The organism is Pseudomonas sp. Hz4, assembly GCF_054898165.1.
The window spans coordinates 5,825,855-5,849,360 of sequence record NZ_CM142719.1 but is presented as its reverse complement, the minus strand read 5'-3'; the positions used below and the strand labels follow the sequence as shown (position 1 = coordinate 5,849,360).

At 59.2% G+C, this 23,506-nt stretch carries 20 protein-coding genes and 1 pseudogene; 15 read left to right on the top strand and 6 right to left on the bottom strand.

Translation table 11 applies throughout. The features are described from left to right. Window positions 1-8: 8 nt before the first annotated feature. The 4 genes from ssuD to ACYZTR_RS26995 are packed head-to-tail and all read left to right on the top strand — an operon-like array spanning window position 9 to window position 3,000. Entirely contained in the window at window positions 9-1,157 is a 1,149-nt protein-coding gene (ssuD, locus tag ACYZTR_RS27010; RefSeq protein WP_461975253.1) for an FMNH2-dependent alkanesulfonate monooxygenase, read from the top strand. 8 nt (window positions 1,158-1,165) lie between these two features. Beyond that, window positions 1,166-1,948, top strand: coding sequence for an aliphatic sulfonate ABC transporter permease SsuC (gene ssuC / locus ACYZTR_RS27005; RefSeq protein WP_461975251.1), 783 nt, complete (start codon window positions 1,166-1,168; stop codon window positions 1,946-1,948). Beyond that, the gene (ssuB, locus tag ACYZTR_RS27000) at window positions 1,945-2,751 is read left to right on the top strand and encodes an aliphatic sulfonates ABC transporter ATP-binding protein (protein WP_461975249.1); all 807 of its coding nucleotides are present in this window, start codon (window positions 1,945-1,947) and stop codon (window positions 2,749-2,751) included. The genes ssuC and ssuB overlap by 4 nt, the downstream gene beginning before the upstream one ends. A 33-nt stretch (window positions 2,752-2,784) precedes the next feature. Continuing rightward, entirely contained in the window at window positions 2,785-3,000 is a 216-nt protein-coding gene (locus ACYZTR_RS26995; protein ID WP_007942473.1) for a TOBE domain-containing protein, read from the top strand. 49 nt (window positions 3,001-3,049) lie between these two features. Here the strand turns inward: ACYZTR_RS26995 and ACYZTR_RS26990 are convergent, their stop codons facing one another. From ACYZTR_RS26990 to ACYZTR_RS26980, 3 genes are all read right to left on the bottom strand, one after another. Then, on the bottom strand, window positions 3,050-3,685 hold the full coding sequence (locus ACYZTR_RS26990; RefSeq protein ID WP_461975247.1) for a TetR/AcrR family transcriptional regulator: 636 nt from the start codon (window positions 3,683-3,685) through the stop codon (window positions 3,050-3,052). A gap of 336 nt (window positions 3,686-4,021) precedes the next feature. Next, window positions 4,022-5,047 (bottom strand): IS110 family RNA-guided transposase, encoded by a 1,026-nt coding sequence (locus ACYZTR_RS26985; RefSeq protein ID WP_461972651.1) that lies wholly within the window; start codon window positions 5,045-5,047, stop codon window positions 4,022-4,024. Window positions 5,048-5,277: 230 nt separating this feature from the next. Then, window positions 5,278-6,654, bottom strand: coding sequence for a glutamine synthetase family protein (locus tag ACYZTR_RS26980; RefSeq protein WP_283182097.1), 1,377 nt, complete (start codon window positions 6,652-6,654; stop codon window positions 5,278-5,280). A 278-nt stretch (window positions 6,655-6,932) separates the two neighbouring features. On the opposite strand from ACYZTR_RS26980, the pseudogene ACYZTR_RS26975 reads away from it, so the two are divergent. The 8 genes and pseudogenes from ACYZTR_RS26975 to ACYZTR_RS26940 form a co-directional block, all read left to right on the top strand. Continuing rightward, window positions 6,933-7,250 (top strand): annotated as a pseudogene (locus ACYZTR_RS26975) (gamma-glutamyl-gamma-aminobutyrate hydrolase family protein); the annotation flags it as partial. Window positions 7,251-7,350: 100 nt separating this feature from the next. Then, window positions 7,351-8,709, top strand: a complete 1,359-nt coding sequence (locus tag ACYZTR_RS26970) for a glutamine synthetase family protein (RefSeq protein ID WP_461975244.1) — start codon at window positions 7,351-7,353, stop codon at window positions 8,707-8,709. 58 nt (window positions 8,710-8,767) lie between these two features. Beyond that, on the top strand, window positions 8,768-10,132 hold the full coding sequence (locus ACYZTR_RS26965) for an aspartate aminotransferase family protein (protein ID WP_461975242.1): 1,365 nt from the start codon (window positions 8,768-8,770) through the stop codon (window positions 10,130-10,132). A 197-nt stretch (window positions 10,133-10,329) separates the two neighbouring features. Next, window positions 10,330-11,427, top strand: a complete 1,098-nt coding sequence (locus ACYZTR_RS26960; protein ID WP_461979906.1) for a polyamine ABC transporter substrate-binding protein — start codon at window positions 10,330-10,332, stop codon at window positions 11,425-11,427. A gap of 238 nt (window positions 11,428-11,665) precedes the next feature. Continuing rightward, window positions 11,666-12,763: a polyamine ABC transporter substrate-binding protein gene (locus ACYZTR_RS26955; protein WP_461975240.1), complete on the top strand. Its 1,098-nt coding sequence runs from the start codon at window positions 11,666-11,668 to the stop codon at window positions 12,761-12,763. Between the two features lie 70 nt (window positions 12,764-12,833). Beyond that, complete coding sequence (locus ACYZTR_RS26950; protein ID WP_461975238.1) at window positions 12,834-13,976, top strand: ABC transporter ATP-binding protein; 1,143 nt, start codon at window positions 12,834-12,836, stop codon at window positions 13,974-13,976. Window positions 13,977-14,011: 35 nt separating this feature from the next. Then, the gene (locus tag ACYZTR_RS26945; protein WP_461979904.1) at window positions 14,012-14,890 is read left to right on the top strand and encodes an ABC transporter permease subunit; all 879 of its coding nucleotides are present in this window, start codon (window positions 14,012-14,014) and stop codon (window positions 14,888-14,890) included. Further along, window positions 14,890-15,780: an ABC transporter permease subunit gene (locus ACYZTR_RS26940; protein ID WP_461975236.1), complete on the top strand. Its 891-nt coding sequence runs from the start codon at window positions 14,890-14,892 to the stop codon at window positions 15,778-15,780. Before ACYZTR_RS26945 ends, ACYZTR_RS26940 begins: the two co-directional genes overlap by 1 nt. A 119-nt stretch (window positions 15,781-15,899) precedes the next feature. Here ACYZTR_RS26940 and ACYZTR_RS26935 read toward each other — a convergent pair whose 3' ends face one another. Beyond that, entirely contained in the window at window positions 15,900-16,541 is a 642-nt protein-coding gene (locus tag ACYZTR_RS26935; RefSeq protein ID WP_461975234.1) for an HD domain-containing protein, read from the bottom strand. Window positions 16,542-16,839: 298 nt separating this feature from the next. On the opposite strand from ACYZTR_RS26935, the gene ACYZTR_RS26930 reads away from it, so the two are divergent. Continuing rightward, window positions 16,840-17,805 carry a GlxA family transcriptional regulator gene (locus ACYZTR_RS26930; protein ID WP_461975232.1) on the top strand — a complete coding sequence of 322 codons (966 nt, stop codon included), beginning with the start codon at window positions 16,840-16,842 and terminating at the stop codon, window positions 17,803-17,805. Between the two features lie 3 nt (window positions 17,806-17,808). On the opposite strand, the gene ACYZTR_RS26925 is transcribed toward ACYZTR_RS26930, so the two are convergent. Together ACYZTR_RS26925 and ACYZTR_RS26920 are read right to left on the bottom strand one after the other, a co-directional pair. Then, the gene (locus ACYZTR_RS26925) at window positions 17,809-20,208 is read right to left on the bottom strand and encodes a penicillin acylase family protein (RefSeq protein ID WP_461975230.1); all 2,400 of its coding nucleotides are present in this window, start codon (window positions 20,206-20,208) and stop codon (window positions 17,809-17,811) included. 108 nt (window positions 20,209-20,316) lie between these two features. Continuing rightward, complete coding sequence (locus ACYZTR_RS26920; RefSeq protein ID WP_461975228.1) at window positions 20,317-20,898, bottom strand: DUF6436 domain-containing protein; 582 nt, start codon at window positions 20,896-20,898, stop codon at window positions 20,317-20,319. A gap of 97 nt (window positions 20,899-20,995) precedes the next feature. Here ACYZTR_RS26920 and bipL point away from each other — a divergent pair, with 97 nt between their 5' ends. Both bipL and ACYZTR_RS26910 read left to right on the top strand, forming a co-directional pair. After that, on the top strand, window positions 20,996-21,943 hold the full coding sequence (gene bipL, locus ACYZTR_RS26915) for a phospholipase BipL (protein WP_461975226.1): 948 nt from the start codon (window positions 20,996-20,998) through the stop codon (window positions 21,941-21,943). A gap of 293 nt (window positions 21,944-22,236) precedes the next feature. Continuing rightward, window positions 22,237-23,505 (top strand): IS110 family RNA-guided transposase, encoded by a 1,269-nt coding sequence (locus tag ACYZTR_RS26910; protein ID WP_461975224.1) that lies wholly within the window; start codon window positions 22,237-22,239, stop codon window positions 23,503-23,505. Window position 23,506: the final 1 nt, after the last annotated feature.

Below are 23,506 nucleotides of genomic sequence, written 5' to 3'. Positions count from 1 at the left end.
ACCACTCCATGAGCCTCAATATTTTCTGGTTCCTGCCTACCCACGGCGACGGCCATTACCTTGGCACCTCCGAAGGCGCTCGCGCCGTCGACCACGGTTATCTGCAACAAGTCGCGCAAGCGGCGGATCGTCTGGGCTTCGGCGGGGTGCTGATTCCTACCGGCCGCTCCTGCGAAGACTCGTGGCTGGTAGCGGCGTCTCTGATCCCGGTGACCCAGCGTTTGAAATTCCTCGTCGCGCTGCGCCCCGGGATCATTTCCCCGACGGTGGCCGCGCGTCAGGCCGCGACGCTGGATCGCCTGTCCGGCGGTCGTGCGTTGTTCAACTTGGTCACCGGTGGTGATCCGGAAGAATTGGCCGGCGACGGTTTGTTCCTGAGTCACGAAGAACGCTATCAAGCCTCGGTGGAATTCACCCGCATCTGGCGCCGCGTGCTGGAAGGTGAAACCGTCGATTACGACGGTCAGCACATCAGCGTGAAGGGTGCCAAGTTGCTCTACCCGCCGATTCAGCAACCGCGCCCGCCACTGTACTTCGGTGGATCTTCGGAAGCGGCGCAAGACCTCGCGGCAGAGCAGGTCGAGATGGTCTTGACGTGGGGTGAGCCTCCAGCCGCTGTTGCGGAAAAAATCGAGCAGGTTCGAGCCAAAGCCGCGAAGCTCGGTCGCACGGTGCGCTTCGGCATTCGTTTGCACGTGATCGTTCGTGAAACCAATGCCGAAGCCTGGCAAGCGGCGGATCGGCTGATCTCTCATCTGGATGACGAAACCATCGCTCGTGCCCAGGCCTCTCTGGCGCGCTTCGACTCGGTCGGTCAGCAACGCATGGCCGCATTACACGGTGGCAGCCGCGACAATCTGGAAGTCAGCCCCAACCTGTGGGCCGGTGTCGGCCTGGTGCGCGGCGGTGCTGGCACGGCGCTGGTGGGCGACGGTCCAACGGTGGCCGCCCGCGTGAAGGAGTACGCGGACCTGGGCATCGACACGTTCATCTTCTCCGGTTATCCACACTTGGAAGAGTCGTACCGCGTTGCCGAGTTGCTGTTCCCGCACCTGGACATCGAACGTCCGGAATTGCCGAAAAGCGCCGGTTACGTCAGCCCGTTTGGTGAGATGGTCGCCAACGACATCCTCCCCAAAGCCGCGTCGCAGAGCTGAGTCGCGCCATGAAGAAACTTATCCACAGCCTTGCGCCCTGGGCGTTACCTGTTTTGCTGGTGGCGGTGTGGCAGTTGTCGGTGTCGGCGGGCTGGTTGTCGACACGGATTTTGCCGGCGCCAATTGCGGTCATCGACGCCGGCATCAGCCTGGTGCGCAGCGGTGAAATCTGGACTCACCTGGCGATCAGTGGCTGGCGCGCAACGCTGGGCTTCGCCATCGGCGGGGGAATCGGTCTGGCGTTGGGTTTTATCACCGGTCTGTCGAAGTGGGGCGAACGGCTGCTCGACAGTTCGGTACAGATGATCCGCAACGTGCCGCACCTGGCGCTGATTCCGCTGGTGATCCTGTGGTTCGGCATTGATGAGTCGGCGAAGATTTTCCTGGTGGCATTGGGCACGTTGTTCCCGATCTATCTCAACACCTATCACGGCATCCGCAACGTCGATCCGGCGCTCGTGGAAATGGCCCGCAATTATGGCTTGTCCGGTTTCAGCCTGTTCCGTCAGGTGATTCTGCCGGGCGCGCTGCCTTCGATTCTGGTCGGTGTGCGCTTCGCCCTCGGTTTCATGTGGTTGACCCTGATCGTGGCGGAAACCATTTCTGCGAGCTCCGGCATTGGCTACCTGGCGATGAATGCCCGGGAGTTCTTGCACACCGACGTGGTGGTGCTGGCGATTCTCTTGTACGCCGTGCTCGGCAAACTCGCCGACCTCGCGGCCCGCGGACTTGAACGCGTGTGGTTGCGCTGGCACCCGGCGTATCAGGTGACCAAGGGAAGTGCGGCATGACGGCTCAACAACCTCCACGCCTGCTGCGCGGCATTGCGCTGGTAGTGCGCAAACTGCAAAAAACTTTCGGCTCGCGGCAGGTGCTGCGTGAGATCGATCTGCATATCCCGGCCGGCCAGTTTGTCGCCGTGGTCGGTCGTAGCGGTTGCGGCAAAAGTACCTTGCTGCGCTTGCTCGCCGGTCTCGACAAACCCACTGGCGGTGAATTGCTCGCTGGTTCCGCGCCGCTGAGTGAGGCGCGGGAAGACACCCGGCTGATGTTCCAGGAAGCGCGTTTGCTGCCGTGGAAAAAGGTCATCGACAACGTCGGCCTCGGGCTCACGGGCAACTGGCGGCCACAAGCGCTGGAAGCCTTGGAGTCGGTAGGTCTGGCAGACCGCGCCAATGAATGGCCGGCCGCCTTGTCCGGCGGGCAAAAGCAACGTGTGGCCCTGGCCCGCGCGCTGATCCATCAACCGCGTTTGCTATTGCTGGACGAACCGCTGGGCGCGCTGGATGCGCTGACCCGAATTGAAATGCAGCAGCTGATCGAACGGCTTTGGCAGCAGCACGGTTTCACCGTGTTGCTGGTCACCCACGACGTCAGTGAAGCGGTGGCGATTGCCGATCGGGTGATCCTGATCGAGGAGGGCGAAGTCGGCCTCGACCTGCACGTCGAGTTGCCGCGCCCTCGGGTTCGCGGCTCCCATCGGCTGGCGGCGCTGGAAACCGAAGTCCTCAATCGCGTGCTGGCGTTGCCCGGCGAACCGCCGGCACCGGAACCTGTTTCACCATTGCCCGCGCAATTGCGTTGGGCTCAATAACTCAAGCCTTATCCAACGACAGGAATCAACCTCATGACGATCAAAGCCATCAACGTTCGCAACCAGTTCAAAGGCGCAATCAAGGAAATCGTACTCGGTGACGTGTTGTCGGAAATCGACGTACAGACCGCTTCCGGCATTGTCACTTCGGTGATCACCACGCGCTCGGTGAAAGAGCTGGAACTGGTGGTCGGCAGCGAAGTGATCGCGTTTGTGAAATCCACTGAGGTGTCGATTGCCAAGTTGTAAGCGCGTTCGGCTCTGTAATTGATCGTTCCCACGCAGAGCGCGGGAACGATCAGAGCGCGGGGCGCTTCGGCAGGTAGGGCGGCAGATACAGGCCCAGGTAGGCGTCGAATACCCGCATGCCCTCTTCGGCCATGCGCGGGGTGATCTGTCCGTGTTGTTGCACCGAGCGCGCGTAGACGCGGTCGCCGAGTTCCATGGCGAGGGCAAACACATCGACGTCGGTCGGTAGCGTCGGCAGCTCGAAGTGCTGGTCGAAGAGTTTGTGCATCAGGTCGCCGAGTTCGATGTCGTGCTGACGGTCGGCCTGGGTGACCTCGGTCAACCCGTGCTGGGCAAGAATGAGCTGGCGGGCGGCGGCGTCTTCGTCGTAGATGTCGAGCATGCGTTGCTCCACCAGTCGCGACAGATCGCGCCAGCCGTTCAGGGCGTTGTGGTCGATGGGTGCTTGCAGGCAGGCGCGGAACGCCGCGTGGACGTCGGCCGTCAGGGCTTCGAGCAGCGCCGGGACGCTGGCAAAGAAGTGGTAGACGGAGGAGGGCGGGATCTCCGCGCGTTCGGCGACGCTGTAGATCGACAGGCTGGCCACGCCCTCGGCAGCCAGCAGCGTGCGGGCGGCATCGAGTATTGAATCGATCCGGGCCTGGCTGCGTGCGCGGGGTTTGCGTGGGGTGGCGAGTCGAGTCATTGGTGTCTCCTGCAGGGCAGCGGGCATTGTACGAGCAGGCATCTATGTTGTCTGCCCGGCCGCCATCGCGAGCAAGCTCGCTCCCACATCTATGGTTACCCCCTTTTCTGCAATACTGTTTTTGATGCGTGGTTGGCTTGCTTTCATCTATCCGGCGTCTGAGTGGGGTTGTGGCCCCCGCGCCTCGATGAGAATCGATGCCCGACGATCCTAATTATTCGAACGGCCTTTCAGCCGTGTGGGAGCTCAGGGTTGTCGTCAGGCCGGTTGGCCGTTCACGTCATCTGTTATCCAGCATCGCAAAACCAGGTGGGTGGTGCTCGGGTGACAGCAGGGTCAGGCGTTCATCGCGGTTGGCCCTGCATCGAATTCAGAGTGGTGTGCCGCAATCGCCCAGGCGATCCTCGCCAGCTTATTGGCCAGCGCGCAGACCACATGGTTGGAGTGATGGTGGGCTAATAGCTGCCGGACCCAGTCCGCCAGCCAGCCTTTCTGGCGCTCCAGCTGCATCAAGTAGACACGGGCGCACTGGATGAGCAGGCGCCTCTGGTTGCGATCACCGCGCTTGCTGATGCCCAATAGAACGGTCTTGCCGCCCGTGGAATGCTGTTTGGGCACCAGCCCGATCGAGGCCGAATAGCCTCGCCCGCATTTGAACTGTTTGCCATCACCCAACTCGGCAGCCAGGACGGTGGAGGTGATCGGGCCGACACACGGCATGGTCATCAAACGAGATGCCAGATCATCTTCAGCGGCCTGGCATTGCACTCGCTTATCCAGTGCCTTGATCCGCTCATTCAGGTAGTTGAAGTGCTCATGTAGCATCGTCAGAATTATTTTGATGTCTTCAGAAAATGAACTCGCCTCAAGTAGCGTCGGCAGATCGTTGATCGATTTGAAGCCTGGGGCCAAGCTGACGCCAACCTCCAGAAGGGCTGCGTGAATCCGATTGACGGTCGCGGTGCGGTCTTTGATGAACGAATCCCGTGTCGAGTTGAGCATGGCCAACGCCTGCTGAGCCTGGGTCTTGGGGGCGACAAAGCGCATCGTTGGGCGGGTCGCTGCCTCGCAGATCGCCTCGGCGTCAGCGAAGTCGTTCTTGTTGCTTTTCACATAAGGACGCACGAGATGAGGCGCAATGAGCTTGGGCGTATGTCCCAGCTTTGCGACCTCCTGCGCCATGAAGTGGGCGCCGCCACAGGCTTCCATCACGACGATGCAGGGATCGAGGTTCGCCAGGTGTTGGATCAGCGCCACTCGAGTAAACTTTTTGCGCTGGAGCTCATGACCACGATCATCTTGAGCATGCAGGTGAAAGGAGTGTTTTCCCAGGTCGATGGCGGCAATAGCTACTTTGTTCATGGCAACGGTCTCCGATAGGCCCCCTGTGAAAGCTTAGTGGGCGATCACAGGGGGCGGCGGGGGTAGCCATTTCATTATTTGATCGATGTGAAACACAGATGTCGCGTACGCAGGAGATCTCCTGTGGGAGCGAGCTTGCTCGCGATGAATCCACCGTGGTCCTACTGAATGAACCCATAAAAAAACGCCGCAAGCTGTGAGGCCTGCGGCGTTGTTTTTACTGCAATCGCTTACACGGTATGCAGGTACCAGTTGTACTCAAGGTCGGAGATGGAGTGTTCGAACTCCTCCAGCTCGCTCTCTTTACACGCGACGAAGATATCGATGTATTTCGGATCGATGTACTTGGCCATGACTTCGCTGTCGTCCAGCTCGCGCAATGCATCGCGCAGGTTGTTCGGCAGGCTTTGCTCGTTCTGCTCGTAGGAGTTGCCTTCCACGGGTGCGCCTGGCTCGATCTTGTTGGTCAGACCGTGGTGCACGCCTGCCAGGACCGAAGCCATTAGCAGGTACGGGTTGGCATCGGCGCCGGCAACGCGGTGTTCCAGACGGACCGCGTCGGCGGAACCGGTCGGCACGCGCACCGCAACAGTACGGTTGTCCAGACCCCAGCACGGTGCATTCGGCACGTAAAACTGTGCGCCGAAACGACGGTAGGAGTTGACGTTCGGGCAGAGGAAAGCCATCTGCGCCGGTAGGGTCTCGAGCACACCGCCGATCGCGTGACGCAGTGCGGCGTTCTGCTCGGGATCCTCACTGGCAAAAATGTTTTTGCCGTCTTTATCAAGAATCGAGATGTGGACGTGCAGACCGTTACCCGCCTGGCCCGGGTAAGGCTTGGCCATGAAGGTGGTATCCATTTCATGGTCGTAGGCGATGTTTTTGATCAGGCGCTTGAGCAGAACTGCGTAGTCGCAGGCCTTGATCGGGTCGGCCACGTGGTGCAGGTTCACTTCGAACTGCGCCGGGGCACTTTCCTTGACGATCGCGTCGGCAGGGATGCCTTGCTCTTTCGCACCTTCCAGAATGTCCTGGAGGCAGTCGACGTATTCGTCGAGGTCGTCGATCAGGTAAACCTGTGTCGAGTGTGGGCGTTTGCCGGACACCGGCGAGCGTGGCGGTTGCGGACGACCGTTCACGTTCTCCTGGTCGATCAGGTAGAACTCCAGTTCGAACGCGGCGCAGATGGTCAGGCCCATGTCGTCGAACTTGCGCACTACATTGGCCAGCACTTCTCGCGGGTCAGCAAAGAACGGCTGGCCTTCGAGTTCGTGCATGGTCATCAACAGTTGCGCGGTAGGGCGCTTCTGCCAGGGCTCATTGCAGAGGGTGTCAGGGATTGGATAGCAGATTCGGTCAGCATCGCCGATGTCCAGGCCCAGACCGGTGCTTTCCACCGTCGAGCCATTGATATCCAGAGCAAATAGAGAGGCCGGCAGGTTGATGCCTTTCTCGTAAACCTTGTGGAGACTGGTGCGTTCAATGCGCTTGCCGCGCACCACACCATTCATATCCGCAATCAGAAGGTCAACGTACAGAACCTCAGGATGTTCCTTAAGGAACGCGTTCGCTTCGTTAAGCTGAACGGCACGCGGGGGTACCGACATGATGCAACACCTTTGTTGTTAAAAATATCAATCATTGATCTCTTCGGGTTTCAGTCAACCCGAACGGCATGCCGAAGTCAAGCGAGGCCTTTTTTGCCCTAAAAAAGCGCCCGTAGGGCTTTTTTGAGGCAGTTTGGGGCGTTTTTATGCCTTTGAGCGCTTTGGCGCCCGCGGGTTTGAGCGGGCCGTGTTGTATTTTTTACGGGGGTGTTGTGTAAAAAAATGAACAAGGCTAAGCTCGATTCAAACCCATAACAGCAATAATACCGGGGTGCTTCATGTCTCGCCTGCCGTTAATCGGCGTCACCATCTGCTCTAGGCAGATCGGTCTGCATGCTTATCACATCAGTGGCGATCGTTGCGTTCACGCTGGGGCCTTCATTGCCAAAGGCGTGCCGTTGACTCTTCCTTCCCCGGCGGTTCTGCTGGCCCCGTCCGATATTCTGGACGGCCCGGATTGCATTCTCTTTACTCGCTCTCCTTCCAATATAGAACTGTTTCACTGTAACGGCCCAGCCAATGCGTCAGTTCCTGCTCATGATTCTGCACGTACCACTATGCTCTCGTTGACCCGCGCCACTGCCCGGGCGGGTATTTGTGCGCGGCAATTGCAGTGGCAATCTGTATCACGCGACGCCGATGCGTCAAACAACGCCTGACTTATAAGAGTCAGGAAACCAAGCCTAAGAGGCATTTATGAGTAACAACCTCGACCAGCTCACCGATTGGTTGAAAGACCACAAGATCACAGAAGTCGAATGCATGATCGCCGACTTGACCGGGATCACCCGGGGCAAGATTTCGCCGACCAACAAGTTCATTGCCGAAAAAGGCATGCGCCTGCCCGAGAGCGTTCTGTTGCAGACCGTGACCGGCGACTATGTCGAAGACGACATCTATTACGAACTGCTCGACCCGGCCGACATCGACATGATCTGCCGTCCCGACCAGAACGCGGTGTTCCTGGTGCCCTGGGCTATCGAACCGACTGCCCAAGTGATTCACGACACCTACGATAAGCAAGGCAACCCGATCGAGCTGTCGCCGCGCAACGTGCTGAAAAAGGTTCTGAAACTCTATTCCGACAGGGGTTGGCAGCCGATCGTGGCGCCAGAAATGGAGTTCTACCTGACCAAGCGTTGCGAAGACCCGGACTTCCCGTTGCAACCGCCGATTGGCCGCTCAGGTCGCCCGGAAACGGGTCGCCAGTCCTTCTCGATTGAAGCGGCTAACGAATTCGATCCGTTGTTCGAAGACGTCTACGACTGGTGCGAATTGCAGGAGCTGGACCTCGACACGCTGATCCACGAGGACGGCACGGCGCAGATGGAAATCAACTTCCGTCACGGCGATGCCCTGTCCCTGGCTGACCAGATTCTGGTGTTCAAGCGCACCATGCGCGAAGCCGCGCTCAAGCACAACGTGGCAGCCACCTTCATGGCCAAGCCCATGACCGGCGAGCCGGGCAGTGCGATGCACTTGCACCAGAGCATCATCGACATCGAAACCGGCAAGAACGTCTTCTCCAATGAAGACGGGAGCATGAGCCAGTTGTTCCTGAACCACATTGGTGGTTTGCAGAAACTGATCCCCGAGCTGTTGCCGCTGTTTGCGCCTAACGTCAACTCGTTCCGCCGCTTCCTGCCGGACACCTCGGCACCGGTAAACGTGGAGTGGGGCGAAGAGAACCGCACCGTGGGCCTGCGGGTTCCGGATGCCGGGCCGCAAAACCGTCGGGTGGAAAACCGCCTGCCGGGCGCCGACGCCAACCCGTACCTGGCGATTGCCGCGAGCCTGCTCTGCGGTTACATCGGCATGGTTGAAGGCTTGAACCCGAGTGCGCCGGTGGTGGGGCGTGGCTATGAACGCCGCAACCTGCGCCTGCCGCTGACTATCGAAGACGCGCTGGAACGCATGGAGCACAGCGCGACTATCGAGAAATACCTGGGCAAGAAATTCATCACTGGCTACGTCGCGGTCAAGCGGGCCGAGCATGAAAACTTCAAGCGCGTGATCAGTTCGTGGGAGCGGGAATTCCTGCTCTTCGCCGTCTGATACGCCGGGCGCCGCTGATTTTGGCGGCGCCGTCACTGCAAATCTTAGGAGAATTCGCATGACCAGCAACAATCCGCAAACCCGTGAATGGCAAACCCTGAGCAATGATCACCACCTGGCCCCGTTCAGCGACTTCAAGCAGCTGAAAGAGAAAGGCCCGCGGATCATCACCAGCGCCAAGGGCGTTTACCTCTGGGACAGTGAAGGCAACAAGATTCTCGACGGCATGGCCGGCCTGTGGTGCGTGGCGATCGGTTACGGTCGCGATGAACTGGCCGATGCCGCCAGCAAACAAATGCGCGAACTGCCTTACTACAACCTGTTCTTCCAGACGGCTCACCCGCCAGTGCTGGAATTGGCCAAGGCCATCGCCGACATCGCGCCGCAAGGCATGAACCACGTGTTCTTCACCGGTTCCGGCTCTGAAGGCAACGACACCATGCTGCGGATGGTTCGTCACTACTGGGCGATCAAGGGCCAGCCGAAGAAAAAAGTCATCATCAGCCGCAAGAACGGTTATCACGGTTCCACCGTGGCCGGCGCGAGCCTGGGCGGCATGACGTACATGCACGAACAAGGCGATTTGCCGATCCCGGGCATCGTCCACATCGCGCAGCCGTACTGGTTCGCTGAAGGCGGCGACATGACGCCGGAAGAGTTCGGTACCTGGGCGGCCAATCAGCTGGAAGAGAAGATTCTGGAAGTCGGCGTGGACAACGTCGGTGCCTTTATCGCCGAGCCGATCCAGGGCGCCGGCGGCGTGATCATTCCGCCAGACACCTACTGGCCGCGCATCAAGGAAATCCTCGCCAAGTACGACATCCTATTCGTGGCTGACGAAGTGATCTGTGGTTTCGGCCGTACCGGTGAGTGGTTCGGTAGCGATTTCTTCGACCTCAGACCCGACATGATGACCATCGCCAAAGGCCTGACGTCCGGCTACATCCCTATGGGTGGCCTGATCGTGCGTGACGAAGTGGTTGCGGTGCTCAACGAGGGCGGCGATTTCAACCACGGTTTCACCTATTCCGGGCACCCGGTGGCCGCCGCGGTGGCACTGGAAAACATCCGTATCCTGCGCGAAGAAAAAATTATCGAGCGCGTTCATGCAGAAACGGCACCCTACTTGCAAAAGCGTCTACGGGAACTGAGCGATCACCCGTTGGTGGGGGAAGTCCGCGGCGTGGGGCTGCTGGGGGCGATCGAACTGGTGCAGGACAAGGCCACGCGCAAGCGTTACGAAGGCAAGGGCGCCGGCATGATTTGCCGCACGTTCTGCTTCGAAAACGGCCTGATCATGCGCGCCGTCGGCGACACCATGATCATTGCTCCACCACTGGTGATTACACCGGCTGAAATCGATGAGTTGGTGACCAAGGCACGCAAGTGTCTGGACCTGACCCTGAGTGCGTTGCAGGGCTAAGTGCTAGGCTCTGAGCGGGGTGCGAAGTTCGCATTTCGCTCAGCGCAAACAAAGGATGGGTCTTTCCTTGAAAGCCTGCCTCGGATCTTGCCAGACTACCGGTTGTTTTAGTTGCCCAGGAATAGGCCGCTGGCTCTTGGTTAACAAGAACGTGGTTAAAAAGAAAAATTGGAGCATTACCCATGAAGGCATTAGGTATGAAGATAGCTGGCAAGACCCTCCTCGCCATGTCCCTGATGGGCGTGATGGCGGGCGCAGTTCAGGCGGACGACAAGGTTCTTCACGTGTACAACTGGTCCGATTACATCGCACCGGACACCGTCAAGAAGTTCGAAGCCGAGTCGGGGATCAAGGTTGTTTACGACGTATTCGACAGTAACGAAACCCTGGAAGCCAAGTTGCTGGCAGGCAAGTCCGGCTACGACATCGTCGTACCGTCGAACAACTTCCTGGCCAAGCAGATCAAGGCCGGTGTTTACCAGAAGCTGGACAAGTCCAAACTGCCTAACTGGAAGAACCTGAACCCTGACCTGCTTAAAGCGGTATCGGTGAGTGACCCGGGCAACGAACACGCGTTCCCGTACATGTGGGGTTCGATCGGTATCGGCTTCAACGCCGAGAAGGTCAAGGCTGCACTGGGTGCCGATGCGCCCACCAATTCCTGGGACCTGATCTTCAAACCTGAAAACGCCGCCAAGTTGAAGTCGTGCGGTATCAGTTTCCTTGATTCGCCAACCGAGATGATTCCGGTGGCGTTGCACTACCTGGGCTATCCAACCGACAGCCAGGACAAAAAACAACTGGCCGAAGCCGAAGCACTGTTCCTGAAGATTCGTCCTTCGGTGGGCTACTTCCACTCGTCCAAGTACATCTCTGACCTGGCTAACGGTAACATCTGCGTCGCCGTCGGTTACTCGGGCGACATCTACCAGGCCAAGTCCCGCGCGGCTGAAGCCGGTGACAAGGTGAAAGTCAGCTACAACATTCCGAAAGAAGGTGCGGGCAGCTTCTACGACATGGTCGCCATCCCTAAAGATGCCGAAAACGTCGAAGGCGCCTACAAGTTCATGACCTTCCTGCAGAAGCCGGAAATCATGGCTGAAATTACCAACGCCGTACGCTTCCCGAACGGAAACGCGGCCGCCACCGCATTGGTCGATAAAGAAATCACCGCCGACCCAGGCATCTACCCGCCAGCGGACGTGCTGGCCAAGCTGTACGCGATTGCCGACTTGCCGGCCGCCGCCCAGCGGATCATGACTCGCAGTTGGACCAAGATTAAATCCGGTAAATAAGTAAAACCCTGTAGCAGCTGCCGAAGGCTGCGTTGAGGTCCGAGGACCTCCGCTTTTCGACAGCACAACGGCTTCGCCGTTGAACGCAGCCTTCGGCAGCTGCTACAGGTCTTTGCATAAAAGTTTTGCTGGAACGGTTTTTCGAGAGTAAGTTGCGCGCCGGTTTTGTTGCCAAGCAGCCATGGCTGTCATGTAACGCGGGGCAACTTGGGCCCAACTAATTTTAGAGGACCTCCACGTGCCTATTTTTTCTTTATTGCGCAATGCACTGCTGGTCGGCGCCGGACTGACGCTTGCCGTTAGTGTCCAGGCGGCTGGCACTGTGCATATTTATAACTGGTCGGACTACATCGGTTCGACCACCCTGGCTGACTTCCAGAAAGAGACCGGCATCAAGCCGGTGTATGACGTCTTCGATTCCAACGAAACCCTGGAAGGCAAGTTGCTGGCCGGGCGTACCGGTTACGACGTGGTCGTGCCCTCCAACCACTTCCTCGGTAAGCAGATCAAGGCGGGCGCTTTCCAGAAGCTCGACAAGTCTAAGTTGACCCACTATCCCAACCTCGACCCGGTGCTGCTCAAGCGCCTGGAGCAAAACGATCCGGGTAACCAGTACGCCGTGCCCTATCTGTGGGGCACTAACGGCATCGGTTACAACGTCGACAAAGTGAAGGCGGTACTTGGCCTGGACAAGATCGATTCCTGGGATGTGGTGTTCGAGCCGCAGAACATCAAGAAGCTGCACAGCTGTGGCGTGGCGTTCCTTGACTCCGCCGATGAAATGATGCCCACGGTCCTCAACTACATGGGCCTCAACGCCAACAGCACCAACCCCGAAGACTACAAAAAGGCCGAAGCCAAGTTGCTGGCAGTGCGGCCTTACGTGACCTACTTCCACTCTTCCAAATACATCGCGGACCTGGCCAACGGCGATATCTGCGTGGCGATCGGTTTTTCCGGCGACATGTTCCAGGCCAAGGCCCGCGCGGCCGAGGCCGGCAAAGGCATGAACATCGCCTACTCGATTCCGAAAGAGGGCGGCGCGCTCTGGTTCGACATGCTGGCGATCCCCAAGGATGCGGCCAACGCCAAGGAGGCCCACGCCTTCATCAACTATTTGCTGAAACCCGAGGTGATCGCCCAAGTCAGTGATTACGTGGGTTACGCCAACCCTAACCCAGGGTCGGACAAATTGATGGAGCAGTCCATTCGCACTGACGAATCGGTTTATCCACCGCAAGCAGTCCTCGACAAGACTTACGTGTCTATCGAGTTACCACCAAACATTCAACGTTTGATGACCCGCAGCTGGACCAAGGTCAAGTCGGGTAAATAGCTGCAAGGCTCAAACTATCCAAGGTTCGCTCACCTGGGGCGAACTGCAAATTTTGTTGGGAGTTTCGTAAATGGCAGTTGCCTCCGGCGCCTATAAGAAAGCCCTCGAGGGCGGCCAGTCACCTAAACAGGTGCTGGTCAAAATCGACCGGGTCACGAAGAAGTTCGACGAGACGATTGCCGTGGACGATGTGTCCCTGGAAATCAGGAAAGGCGAGATTTTCGCCCTGCTCGGCGGTTCGGGATCGGGCAAATCCACCTTGCTGCGCATGCTCGCAGGTTTCGAACGGCCCACGGAGGGGCGCATTTTCCTCGATGGTGTCGACATCACGGACATGCCGCCGTACGAGCGGCCGATCAACATGATGTTCCAGTCCTACGCCTTGTTCCCGCACATGACCGTGGCGCAGAACATCGCCTTCGGCCTCAAGCAGGACAAGCTTTCCGGCGCGGAAATCGATGCTCGCGTGGCCGACATGCTCAAACTGGTGCAGATGAGCCAGTACGCCAAGCGCAAGCCGCATCAATTGTCCGGCGGTCAGCGTCAGCGTGTGGCCCTGGCGCGTTCGTTGGCCAAGCGACCGAAGCTGCTGCTGCTCGATGAACCGATGGGTGCGCTGGACAAGAAGCTGCGTTCGCAAATGCAGCTGGAGCTGGTCGAGATCATCGAGCGGGTCGGGGTGACCTGCGTCATGGTGACCCACGACCAGGAAGAGGCCATGACCATGGCCGAGCGCATCGCGATCATGCACCTGGGCTGGATCGCCCAGATCGGCAGCCCGATCGACATCTACGAAACCCCGACCAGCCGTCTGGTCTGCGAGTTCATCGGCAACGTCAATATCTTCGACGGTGAAGTGGTGGACGACGCCGAAGGCCATGCGCTGATCACCTGCAAGGATCTGGACCGCAACATCTACGTCGGTCACGGCATCAGCACCTCGGTGCAGGACAAATCCGTGACCTACGCGATCCGTCCGGAAAAGCTGCTGGTGACCCCGGACATGCCGACTTGCGAGTACAACTGGTCCAGTGGCAAGGTGCATGACATCGCCTACCTCGGCGGTCACTCGGTGTTCCACGTCGAGCTGCCGAGCGGCAAGATCGTCCAGTCTTTCGTCGCCAACGCCGAGCGCCGTGGCGCGCGTCCGACCTGGGGTGACCAGGTTTACGTGTGGTGGGAAGACGACAGCGGCGTGGTACTTCGCTCATGAACCTGCGCAAATTCAAACGCCGCCTCAACCGACTAATTCCCGGTGGTCGCCAGCTGGTCATCGGCGTTCCGTTCATCTGGCTGTTCCTGTTTTTCATGCTGCCGTTCTTCATCGTCCTGAAGATCAGCTTCGCCGAAGCCGACGTGGCCATTCCGCCGTACACCGAGATCTATACCTTCGCCGAACAGAAACTGCAGTTGCTGCTGAACCTCGGCAACTACGCGATGCTGGCCGGCGACGAACTGTACATTGCCGCTTACCTCGGCTCGTTGAAGATGGCGCTGATCAGCACCATCCTTTGTCTCGCAATCGGTTATCCGATGGCCTACGCCATCGCCAGCGCCCGCAAAGAGATGCAAACGGTGCTGGTGCTGCTGATCATGATGCCGACCTGGACCGCGATCCTGATCCGTGTGTATGCGTGGATGGGCATCCTCAGCAACAACGGCCTGCTCAACGGTTTCCTGATGACCATGGGCTGGATCGACGAGCCGCTGCAGATTCTCAACACCAACCTCGCGGTGTATATCGGGGTTGTGTATTCGTACCTGCCGTTCATGATCCTGCCGCTCTACGCCAACCTGGTGAAGCACGACAACAGTCTGCTGGAAGCTGCATCGGACCTGGGTTCGAGCACCTTCAACAGCTTCTGGAAGATCACCATTCCGCTGTCCAAGAACGGCATCATCGCCGGCTGCATGCTGGTGTTCATCCCGGTGGTGGGCGAGTTTGTGATCCCGGAACTGCTCGGCGGCCCGGAAACCCTGATGATCGGTAAAGTGCTCTGGCAAGAATTCTTCAACAACCGCGACTGGCCGGTGGCGTCTGCCCTGGCAGTGGTTATGTTGCTGATCCTGATTGTGCCAATCATCCTGTTCAACCGTAGCCAGGCCAAAGAAATGGAGGGCAGATAATGAAGCGCTTCCGTTTCTCGAGTTTCATGCTGATAGCGGGCTTGCTGTTCATCTACGCGCCGATGCTGATCCTGGTGATTTACTCGTTCAACGCCTCGAAACTGGTGACGGTGTGGGGTGGTTGGTCGATCAAGTGGTACGTCGGCTTGATGGACAACACGCAACTGATGGGCTCGGTGGTGCGCTCGCTGGAAATTGCCTGCTACACGGCGATTGCGGCGGTGGCGCTGGGTACATTGGCGGCCTTCGTGCTGACGAGGATCACTCACTTCAAGGGTCGCACGCTGTTCGGTGGCTTGGTTACCGCACCGCTGGTGATGCCCGAAGTGATCACCGGTCTGTCGCTGTTGCTGCTGTTCGTGGCGATGGCGCAGATGATTGGCTGGCCGCAGGAACGCGGCCTCGTCACCATCTGGATCGCCCACACGACCTTTTGTTCAGCCTATGTGGCGGTGGTGGTGTCGGCGCGCTTGCGTGAGCTGGACCTATCCATTGAAGAAGCGGCCATGGACCTCGGTGCGCGGCCGTGGAAGGTGTTTTTCCTGATCACCATTCCGATGATCGCGCCCTCGCTGGGTGCCGGCGGCATGATGTCCTTCGCCCTGTCCCTGGACGACCTGGTGTTGGCCAGCTTCGTCTCGGGGCCGGGTTCCACGACCCTGCCGATGGAAGTGTTCTCAGCGGTGCGTCTGGGCGTGAAGCCCGAGATCAACGCCGTGGCCAGCCTGATTCTGCTGGCGGTATCGCTGATGACGTTCCTGGTCTGGTTCTTCAGTCGCCGTGCCGAAGAAGCGCGCAAGCGTGCGATTCAGCAGGCGATCGAAGAAGGTGCTGCCGACTCCTGGAAACAACCGGACGCTCGTCGCGCCCCGGCGCCGGAAGCGGCTTAAGTAACACATGATGATCGTTCCCACGCTCCGCGTGGGAATACAGCCCGTGACGCTCCGCGTCACAGTGGACGCGGAGCGTCCATAGAGTCATTCCCACGCGGAGCGTGGGAACGATCAGGTCAAGCCACCCAAGGCGACTTGCGGATGATCTCGACAAAGTTCATCGGCTTGAAGCCTGGCTCGCTGTCGACCAGCACATCAGCGTTTACAGTACCGAACGTGGTGTCCGGCCGGTGTTTGAAGCCGTTGGCGAACGCACACAGGATACACTCCTTGAACCCTTCGCCACGGGGGTGGGCATGCACCACTTCTTCGCGTTGCGCGCTGGGGAACGCCGCGTAATCGATGCCTAACACATCCATCTCGACACCGGCGGTGACCAGCGCTACGTTAGGCCGCAGATGTTGCGGCACACCCGGTGTGGTGTGCAGAGCAATCGACAACCAGACCTGTTCGATATCGTCGTCGGACAAACCGTAGGGTTTGAGGAACGCTTTGGCAGCGTTGGCGCTATCGACTTCGAAGCGCTCGTCGTCAGTGCGATGACCTTCCACCAGACCCAAGTCATGGAACATTGCGCCGACGTACAACAGTTCGGGGTTGTAGGCCAGGTGCTTGCGTTCACCGCTCAATGCGCCGAACAGAAATACCCGACGCGAGTGGTGATACAGCAGGTCTGATTCGACGTCGCGAATGTATTCCGTGGTGGCCTTGGCCAACGCACTGTCGGGGATTTTGATACCGGCGATGGTGCTGCTCATGGTGCTTTCCTTTGGGGAACGCCGTGGCGGCGCTGATGGGTTCAGTCTGTCCGCGCACCCGAAACCGGACAATCGATCCATGGCTGCGATCCCTGCCAATAAGCAGGCACATCGCGCCAACCTCGCTTGTTGCGCGAGGATTGACTAGGGTTGGTCTCGGTGAATAAGCTTTTGTGGCGAGGGGATTTATCCCCGTTGGAGTGCGCAGCGCTCCCAGGCTTTTTGGGGCCGCTTCGCAGCCCAACGGGGATGAATCCCCTCGCCACAGGTAAGTGTGATCCATAGAGGCAGTTGAGCCATGAGTAAAACCGTTGCCATCGTGGTGTTCACAGGCGTTCAGTCCCTGGACGTCACCGGTCCCATGGATGTGTTTTCAGAAGCCAACCGTTTCCTCGAGCCGCACGATCACTATCGACTGGAGGTAATCGGCGTCGAGCGCGGGGTTATGCCGTGTTCCAACGGTTTGACACTCAATGCCCATCGGCATTTCAGCGAAGCGCTGGCGGCCTATGACTTGCTGTTGGTGGCCGGTGGGCCGCAGTTGCCGTTCATGGATTTCGGTGCGGCATTCGATGCCTGGCTGCGCGATGCCTGCGCGCTGGCGCAACGCTTTGGCTCGATCTGCAACGGCGCGTTCATGCTCGCCCGGGCCGGATTGCTGGAAGGGCGAACGGTGACCACCCATTGGGGCGACGCCGCGGCGCTGGCGCAGTTGTGCCCGTTGACTCAGGTCGAAGCTGATCGCCTTTACGTGGAGGACGGCGACCTCTACACCTCGGCGGGTGTCACGGCGGGGATTGACCTGTCGCTGTACTTGCTGGCCAGGGATCACGGGCCGGAAGTCGCATTGAGTGTGGCAAAACGATTGGTGGTGTTCACTCAGCGCTCCGGCGGGCAGTCACAGTTCAGCCCATTCCTCACGCCACACGCCGAACCCACTTCTGCTGTGGCACTGGCGAAGCTCTACGTGTTGGCCAACCTGACGGGCGATTTGACGATTGCCGACCTGGCCAACGCCGCCAACATGAGTGCCCGCAACTTTTCACGGGTGTTTGCCAAAGAAGCGAAAATCACCCCGGCGGAATTCGTCGAACGGGCCAGGGTGGATGCGGCGCGGGTGCTGCTTGAAAGCACAAATTCGCCGCTTAAAACCGTGGCTTATCAGTGCGGGTTTCGCGATGCCCAGCACATGCGCAGTGTGTTCAACCGCAGGCTGGGGGTGACGCCGCAGCAGTTCAGGCTGAACTTTGCGGCGATGGTTTGATTTTTAAGGTGTAGCCCGCGCCGGCAACAGCTTCAACGTGCTCCGCGTATTGGCCGTGACTTCTTCTTCATTGAGATGCGCCTGGTAGTAAATCCCTTCGATAAACGCCTCAGCCTGGTCGTCATAGTGGCTGTCGAACGGCACGCCGCTCTGGCCGACCGGGTTGACGGTCAGGCTGTGGGCGGGGTCGGCGAAGTCGATCAGGCGGCGGGTCGACGGACCATACGTCACTGGCCATGGCGCCGGACCGATTTTCGCCGAAAGGTTGTTCGGCACTTCGTGGGTGCCTGGCGCCGCGAACGGGCCGACATGGAAGAGACGATCCAGGGGCTTTTGTTGCCCCAGCGGATGGCCATGCGTCAGCGTGTGCGCCTTGCCCCACTGCCATTGCGCGAAATCGGTGCCGAGGGTGGTCTTGAGGTGGGCGATGCTGGCTTGCCACGCAACCTTGACCGTATCGGCGCGGGTTTCCTTGCCGAGGGTGTTGCGGTTGTCCCACCACGGCGAATCGGAGGTCGCGGCCAGTCGTGGTAATGCCGCATCAATCACCCGGGTCGACAGCAATGTTTCGAAGAAGTCATTGCCTAGCTCATCGTGCATCGTCGCGTCAGCCAGGTTGAACAGCAACTGGTTGAACAGCGTGGCGCTGGTGGAATCGAGCGGGTAGTCGCCTTTCCACTGGGCCAGTTGCTCGACCAGTTTGAGCTCGGCGGGATCGCTCACCCCTTCACGCAATACCGGCAGCAACGGCGCCAGCAGGCGCGGGCCGTAGGCAGTGGTGGTGCCCAGTTGCAGCTTCTGGCTGGCGTCCAGATCCCACTTGATGGTTTTGTCGCTGAGCTGGCGATTAAGCTGCTCACCTCGATCGGCCAGGTTGTAGTAACCGGGAATCTCCATGCCGGTCGGCGATACCGGCTGGAAGTTGGCCGAGACGATGTAACCGCGTGCCGGGTTCTCTTCCTGTGGGTTGGCGCTGAACGGGTAGAAGCCTTCCTTGTCAGCTTCAGCGGTGCTGCCGTCGAGGATGAACTCCGGACGCACACCCGCCGGTCGTTTTGGCAATTGCGCTGCTGCCCACCAGCCGATGTCGCCCTTGGCGTTAGCCCAGACGATGTTCAGCCCCGGCGCCTGAACCTTCGCCGCGGCACTGCGCGCCTTGGCCAGGGTGTCGGCGCGGTTGAGCTGATAGAAGCCTTCAAGGATCGGATTCTGACTTTCTAGAAACCCCCACCACATGGCGATCGGTGTTTTGCCGACGCTGCTGCTTAGCGCGTCGTTGACGATCGGACCGTGGGGCGACTGGCGCAGCACCAGTGTCACCGGCGCCTGGCCCTTGACCGCGATCTGCTGTTCGCTGGTCACCATGTCCACCCACTTGCCGCGATACCAGACCTGATTGGGGTTGTCCGGGTTGACCTTCTCGGCGATCAGATCGAGGTCGTCGTTCTGGAACATGGTGATGCTCCAGCCGAAATCGCGGTTCAGCCCGAGGGAGGCGAACGGCATCAACGCCTGATAGTGGCCGTAGAGTTCAAAGCCCGGCGCCGAGAGGTGCGCTTCATACCACACCGACGGCGCGGAAAAACGGATATGCGGGTCGCCGGCCAACAGCGGTTTGCCGCTTTTGGTTCGGCCGCCAGAGACGACCCAGGCGTTGCTGCCCTCGAACTGCGGCAAACCGTTGTCGGCGAGTGCGTGTTCGCTAAGGCGGGCGAGGGTATTGAGGTCTTTCCAGTCGGTACTGGCCAGGGGCAGCGTGCTGCCGTTGAGCACACCTTTGGGCTGCCAGTCGAGATCGAAGATGTTCAGGTAGTTGGCGCCCAGTTGATCGCGCACGTAGGTCAGCAACGGTTCGGTGCGAAACGCCGCGGCAAAACTGTAAGCCATGTAGCCGGCGATGCTGATGGTGTCCTGAGCAGTGAACGGGCGTTTGGGGATGCCCAGAACGTCAAACTCTGCGGGTTTTGGATGGCTGTCCTGATACTGGTTAATGCCGTCCAGATAGGCTTGCATGGCGATAAAGGTCGGCGACTGTTGGTCCAGACTCGCCAGGTAGGTGTCGGCGCGTTCACGAATGCGCAGACTGCGCATCAGCTTGTCAGTGTCGAGCAGTTTCGGGCCCAGTACCTCGGCCAGCTCTCCGCGGGCGAGGCGGCGCAGGACTTCCATCTGAAACAGCCGGTCCTGGGCGTGCACGTACCCGAGGGCGCGGTACAGGTCGGTTTCGTTCTCGGCGCGGATGTGCGGGATGCCGCGCTCGTCGTAGCGCACGGTGACCGAACCTTGCAGGTGTTGCAGCTCCACCATGCCCTGGCGTGTCGGCTGCTTGCTGAAGACGTACCCGCCGGCCCCTGCAGCGAGCGCGACAATCAGCAGGGCAAGAACGGTCAAGCTACGTTTCATGGTGATTCCTTGTTGTTATGGTGGCAGCAGTTCCTTGGCGGCACTGTTTTAGCACGGCTTGGCGATAAGGCCATCGCACTTAGGAGGTATTCGCGTCTCCTGTCAGCCTTACTTCGTTGTGTCGACGGGCCACGGGCAGTAACAACCCACCGCCAGCGTGTGCGTGGCATTCACCGCGCGCCCTTCGTTCAACGCTTGCAGAATCGGCTCGATAAAGCTGTTGCTCGAATTGCAGGTCAGGCCTTCGCTGTACGGGCCGAAATACGCCAGCTTGCCGCTGCGATCCCAGATCGCCACGGCCGGGCTGGCGGGGATCTGTTCGGAACCTGGGAGGACGGTGATGCTTTTCAGGCGGCTTAAAGTGCTCGGTAACTGACCGTGGCTGCCAGGCTTTTGTACCGCATAAAACTCCACGCCTTGCGGTGCATAGTGCTCAACCAGTTCGCTCAGGTGTTGTTGGTTGCCGACATTGCACGGGCAGGCCGGGTCCCAGAAGTGCACGAGGCGGATGGCGCCGGGGCCGGCGAGGTTGTCGGGCAGGCGCAGCGGGTCACCGGAGAACACCGCGGTGTGCTCGCTGAACGCTCGCAGGTAGCGGGCCTGAAACCAGTCGTAAGCAACCCACAGCACGCCGGCACACACGAGGGCGAGCAGGCTGGCAAGCAGTGTGGCGCGGTAGGGCGAACGCATGGGTTTCAATCCTCGAAGGTCGGCTAGCTTGCCATGCTTGCCGCGACAGATGAATATCGCAGGTCCATAAAGTCCGTTTCGCGTTTTGGAATTGCTCATGCCTGCCACTTTCGACCCCGATCATCTGCGCGCCAGCCTGCGGCCACTGGCCGACAGGCAGCCGCTGTCGGTGGAAGCGCTGGCTTACCAGCGGTTCTACGGGCTGGATTTTGCGGGGCGCAATGTGCGCAGTAGCCTTGGGCGTTTCGCGGTCGCTGATTATGACGTGGTCAGCCAGGTCTGGTGGCCCGAGCGGGCGAACGCGACGCTGTTTTTGTTCCACGGCTTTTACGATCACACCGGACTTTACCGGCATGTGATCGAGTGGGCGCTGGACCAGGGTTTTGCGGTGATTGCCTGCGACTTGCCGGGGCATGGGCTGTCCAGTGGTGAACGGGCGAGCATCAAGGATTTCGCCGAGTATCAGGACACGCTGCAAGGATTGTTCGCCGAGGCGTTGTCCCTTGATCTGCCGCAGCCGTGGCACCTGTGCGGGCAAAGCACTGGCGGCGCGATCGTGATCGATCATGTGCTCAATCAAGGCGCCAGCAGTCCGGCCCAGGGTCAGGTAATCCTGTTGTCACCGCTGGTGAGACCGCGGGCCTGGGGGTGGTCGCAGCTCAGCTATTACCTGCTCAAGCCTTTCGTCAAAGCCATCGCCCGGCGCTTCAACGAAAACTCCAACGACCCGGATTTTTTGCCCTTCCTGCAAGCCGATCCATTGCAGCCGCTACGTTTGCCGACCGCTTGGGTCGGTGCATTGGCGCGTTGGATCAAACGCATCGAAGCCGCACCGGACAGCACGCGGCGGCCGCTGATTGTTCAGGGGAAGGCGGACATGACCGTGGATTGGGAGCATAACCTTGAGGTGTTGCGGGGCAAGTTCGATCGACCGCAGGTGCTGATGTTGCCGCAGGCTCGACATCATTTGGCGAATGAGACGTTGGCGATGCGGCGGGAGTATTTCGGGTTTTTGAGCAAGCGAATTAAAGGCCGGAATCTTTAGCGGTAGTGAGGGCCTCTTCGCGAGCCTGCTCGCGATATAGGTAGTCCGTTCCTTTCTCTTCCATACTGATATTCGCTGGAAGTCGGTTGTCGGCGAGGAAGGAACATGCACCTGCGGGCTACGAATATGCTCGCGCAGCACTCGATGATTACGCTTTCACCTTCGAGTCCACAGGTGCGCTTGCGCCCTCTAACGAATTCTCAGGGAAAGCCCGACACGGCTCTCTATATCGCCTTCGCTGGACGCAAGCATGCATGTCCCTGCATGTACTTTAGCGTCTGTGGAGGTGTTCCATGCAAACGCTCCTGTCTCAGAGTTTCACTGCTTATATCGGAATTGATTGGGCAGACGCCAAGCACGACATCTGTTTGCAGATAGCTGGAGAGGCTCAGCGGAGTTTCGAGGTCATCGACCACAAGCCCGAGTCGATTGATCGCTGGGCCAGGTCGCTGCATCAACGTTACGGTGGCCCGATCGCGATCGCCGTGGAGTTGAACAAAGGCCCACTGATAGCGGCTCTGCAAAAATATGAGTTTTTTTGTATCTTTCCGATCAATCCGAGCACCTTGGCCCGGCACCGTAAAACCTTCGTCCCCAGTGGCGCCAAGGATGATCCAACGGATGCTCAATGGGCGCTTGAGCTGTTGCTGAATCATCCCGAACGGTTTCCTCAACTGGTCCAGCAAAGCTCCGCCATGCGTTCGCTCGCCAGCCTGACCGAACATCGCCGCGGGTTGGTCGATGACCGGGTCAAGATCAGCAACCGTCTGGTCTGCATGCTCAAACAGTACTACCCGTTGGCCCTGGAGCTGTTTCATGACCATGACACGCTGGTTTTTTGTGAATTTCTGGCGCGCTGGTCGACATTTGAAGTGCTTAAGCACGCTCGGCCAGCCAGCGTTTTGAAGTTCCTTCACGCGCATAATGTTCGCCATGCTGAGCTCAATCAGCGGCGTTTGGCATTGATCGCCAAAGCCATGCCGTTGACTGAAGATCCAGGCGTGGTCAGTCCTTCAGCGCTGTATGTGCTGGCCCTGGTCTCGCAACTGAAAGGGGTTATCACGGCGATCAAAGACTTTGATCGGGAGATCGAAAAAACTGCCAACACCCTGGCCGACTACCGACTCTTCAAGGCCTTGCCCGGCGCGGGACAACAGCTTGCCCCACGGTTGATGGTCGCCTTTGGTGAGCAGCGTGATCGCTTCAAGGATGCCAGTGCGGTGCAGCGATATGCCGGAATTGCCCCGGTCACCGAACGCAGTGGCAAGAAAAAAGTCGTCCACTGGCGCTATCAATGCGCAACTTTTTTGCGCCAGACCTTTGTTGAGTGGGCTGCCCACAGCATCAATCAATCGGTGTGGGCAGAGGCGTATTATCGCCAGCAAAGGGCCAAAGGCAGCTCTTACCAAGCAGCCCTCAGGGCTCTGGCGTTCAAGTGGATCCGGATCGTTTATCGGTGCTGGAAGAGCAGCACCGTGTACGACGAAAAGGTTTATTTACAAGCCTTGCTCCGGCACGGCTCACGGTTGACCAGCGAGCCGGACACAGCAAAACCGTGTTGAC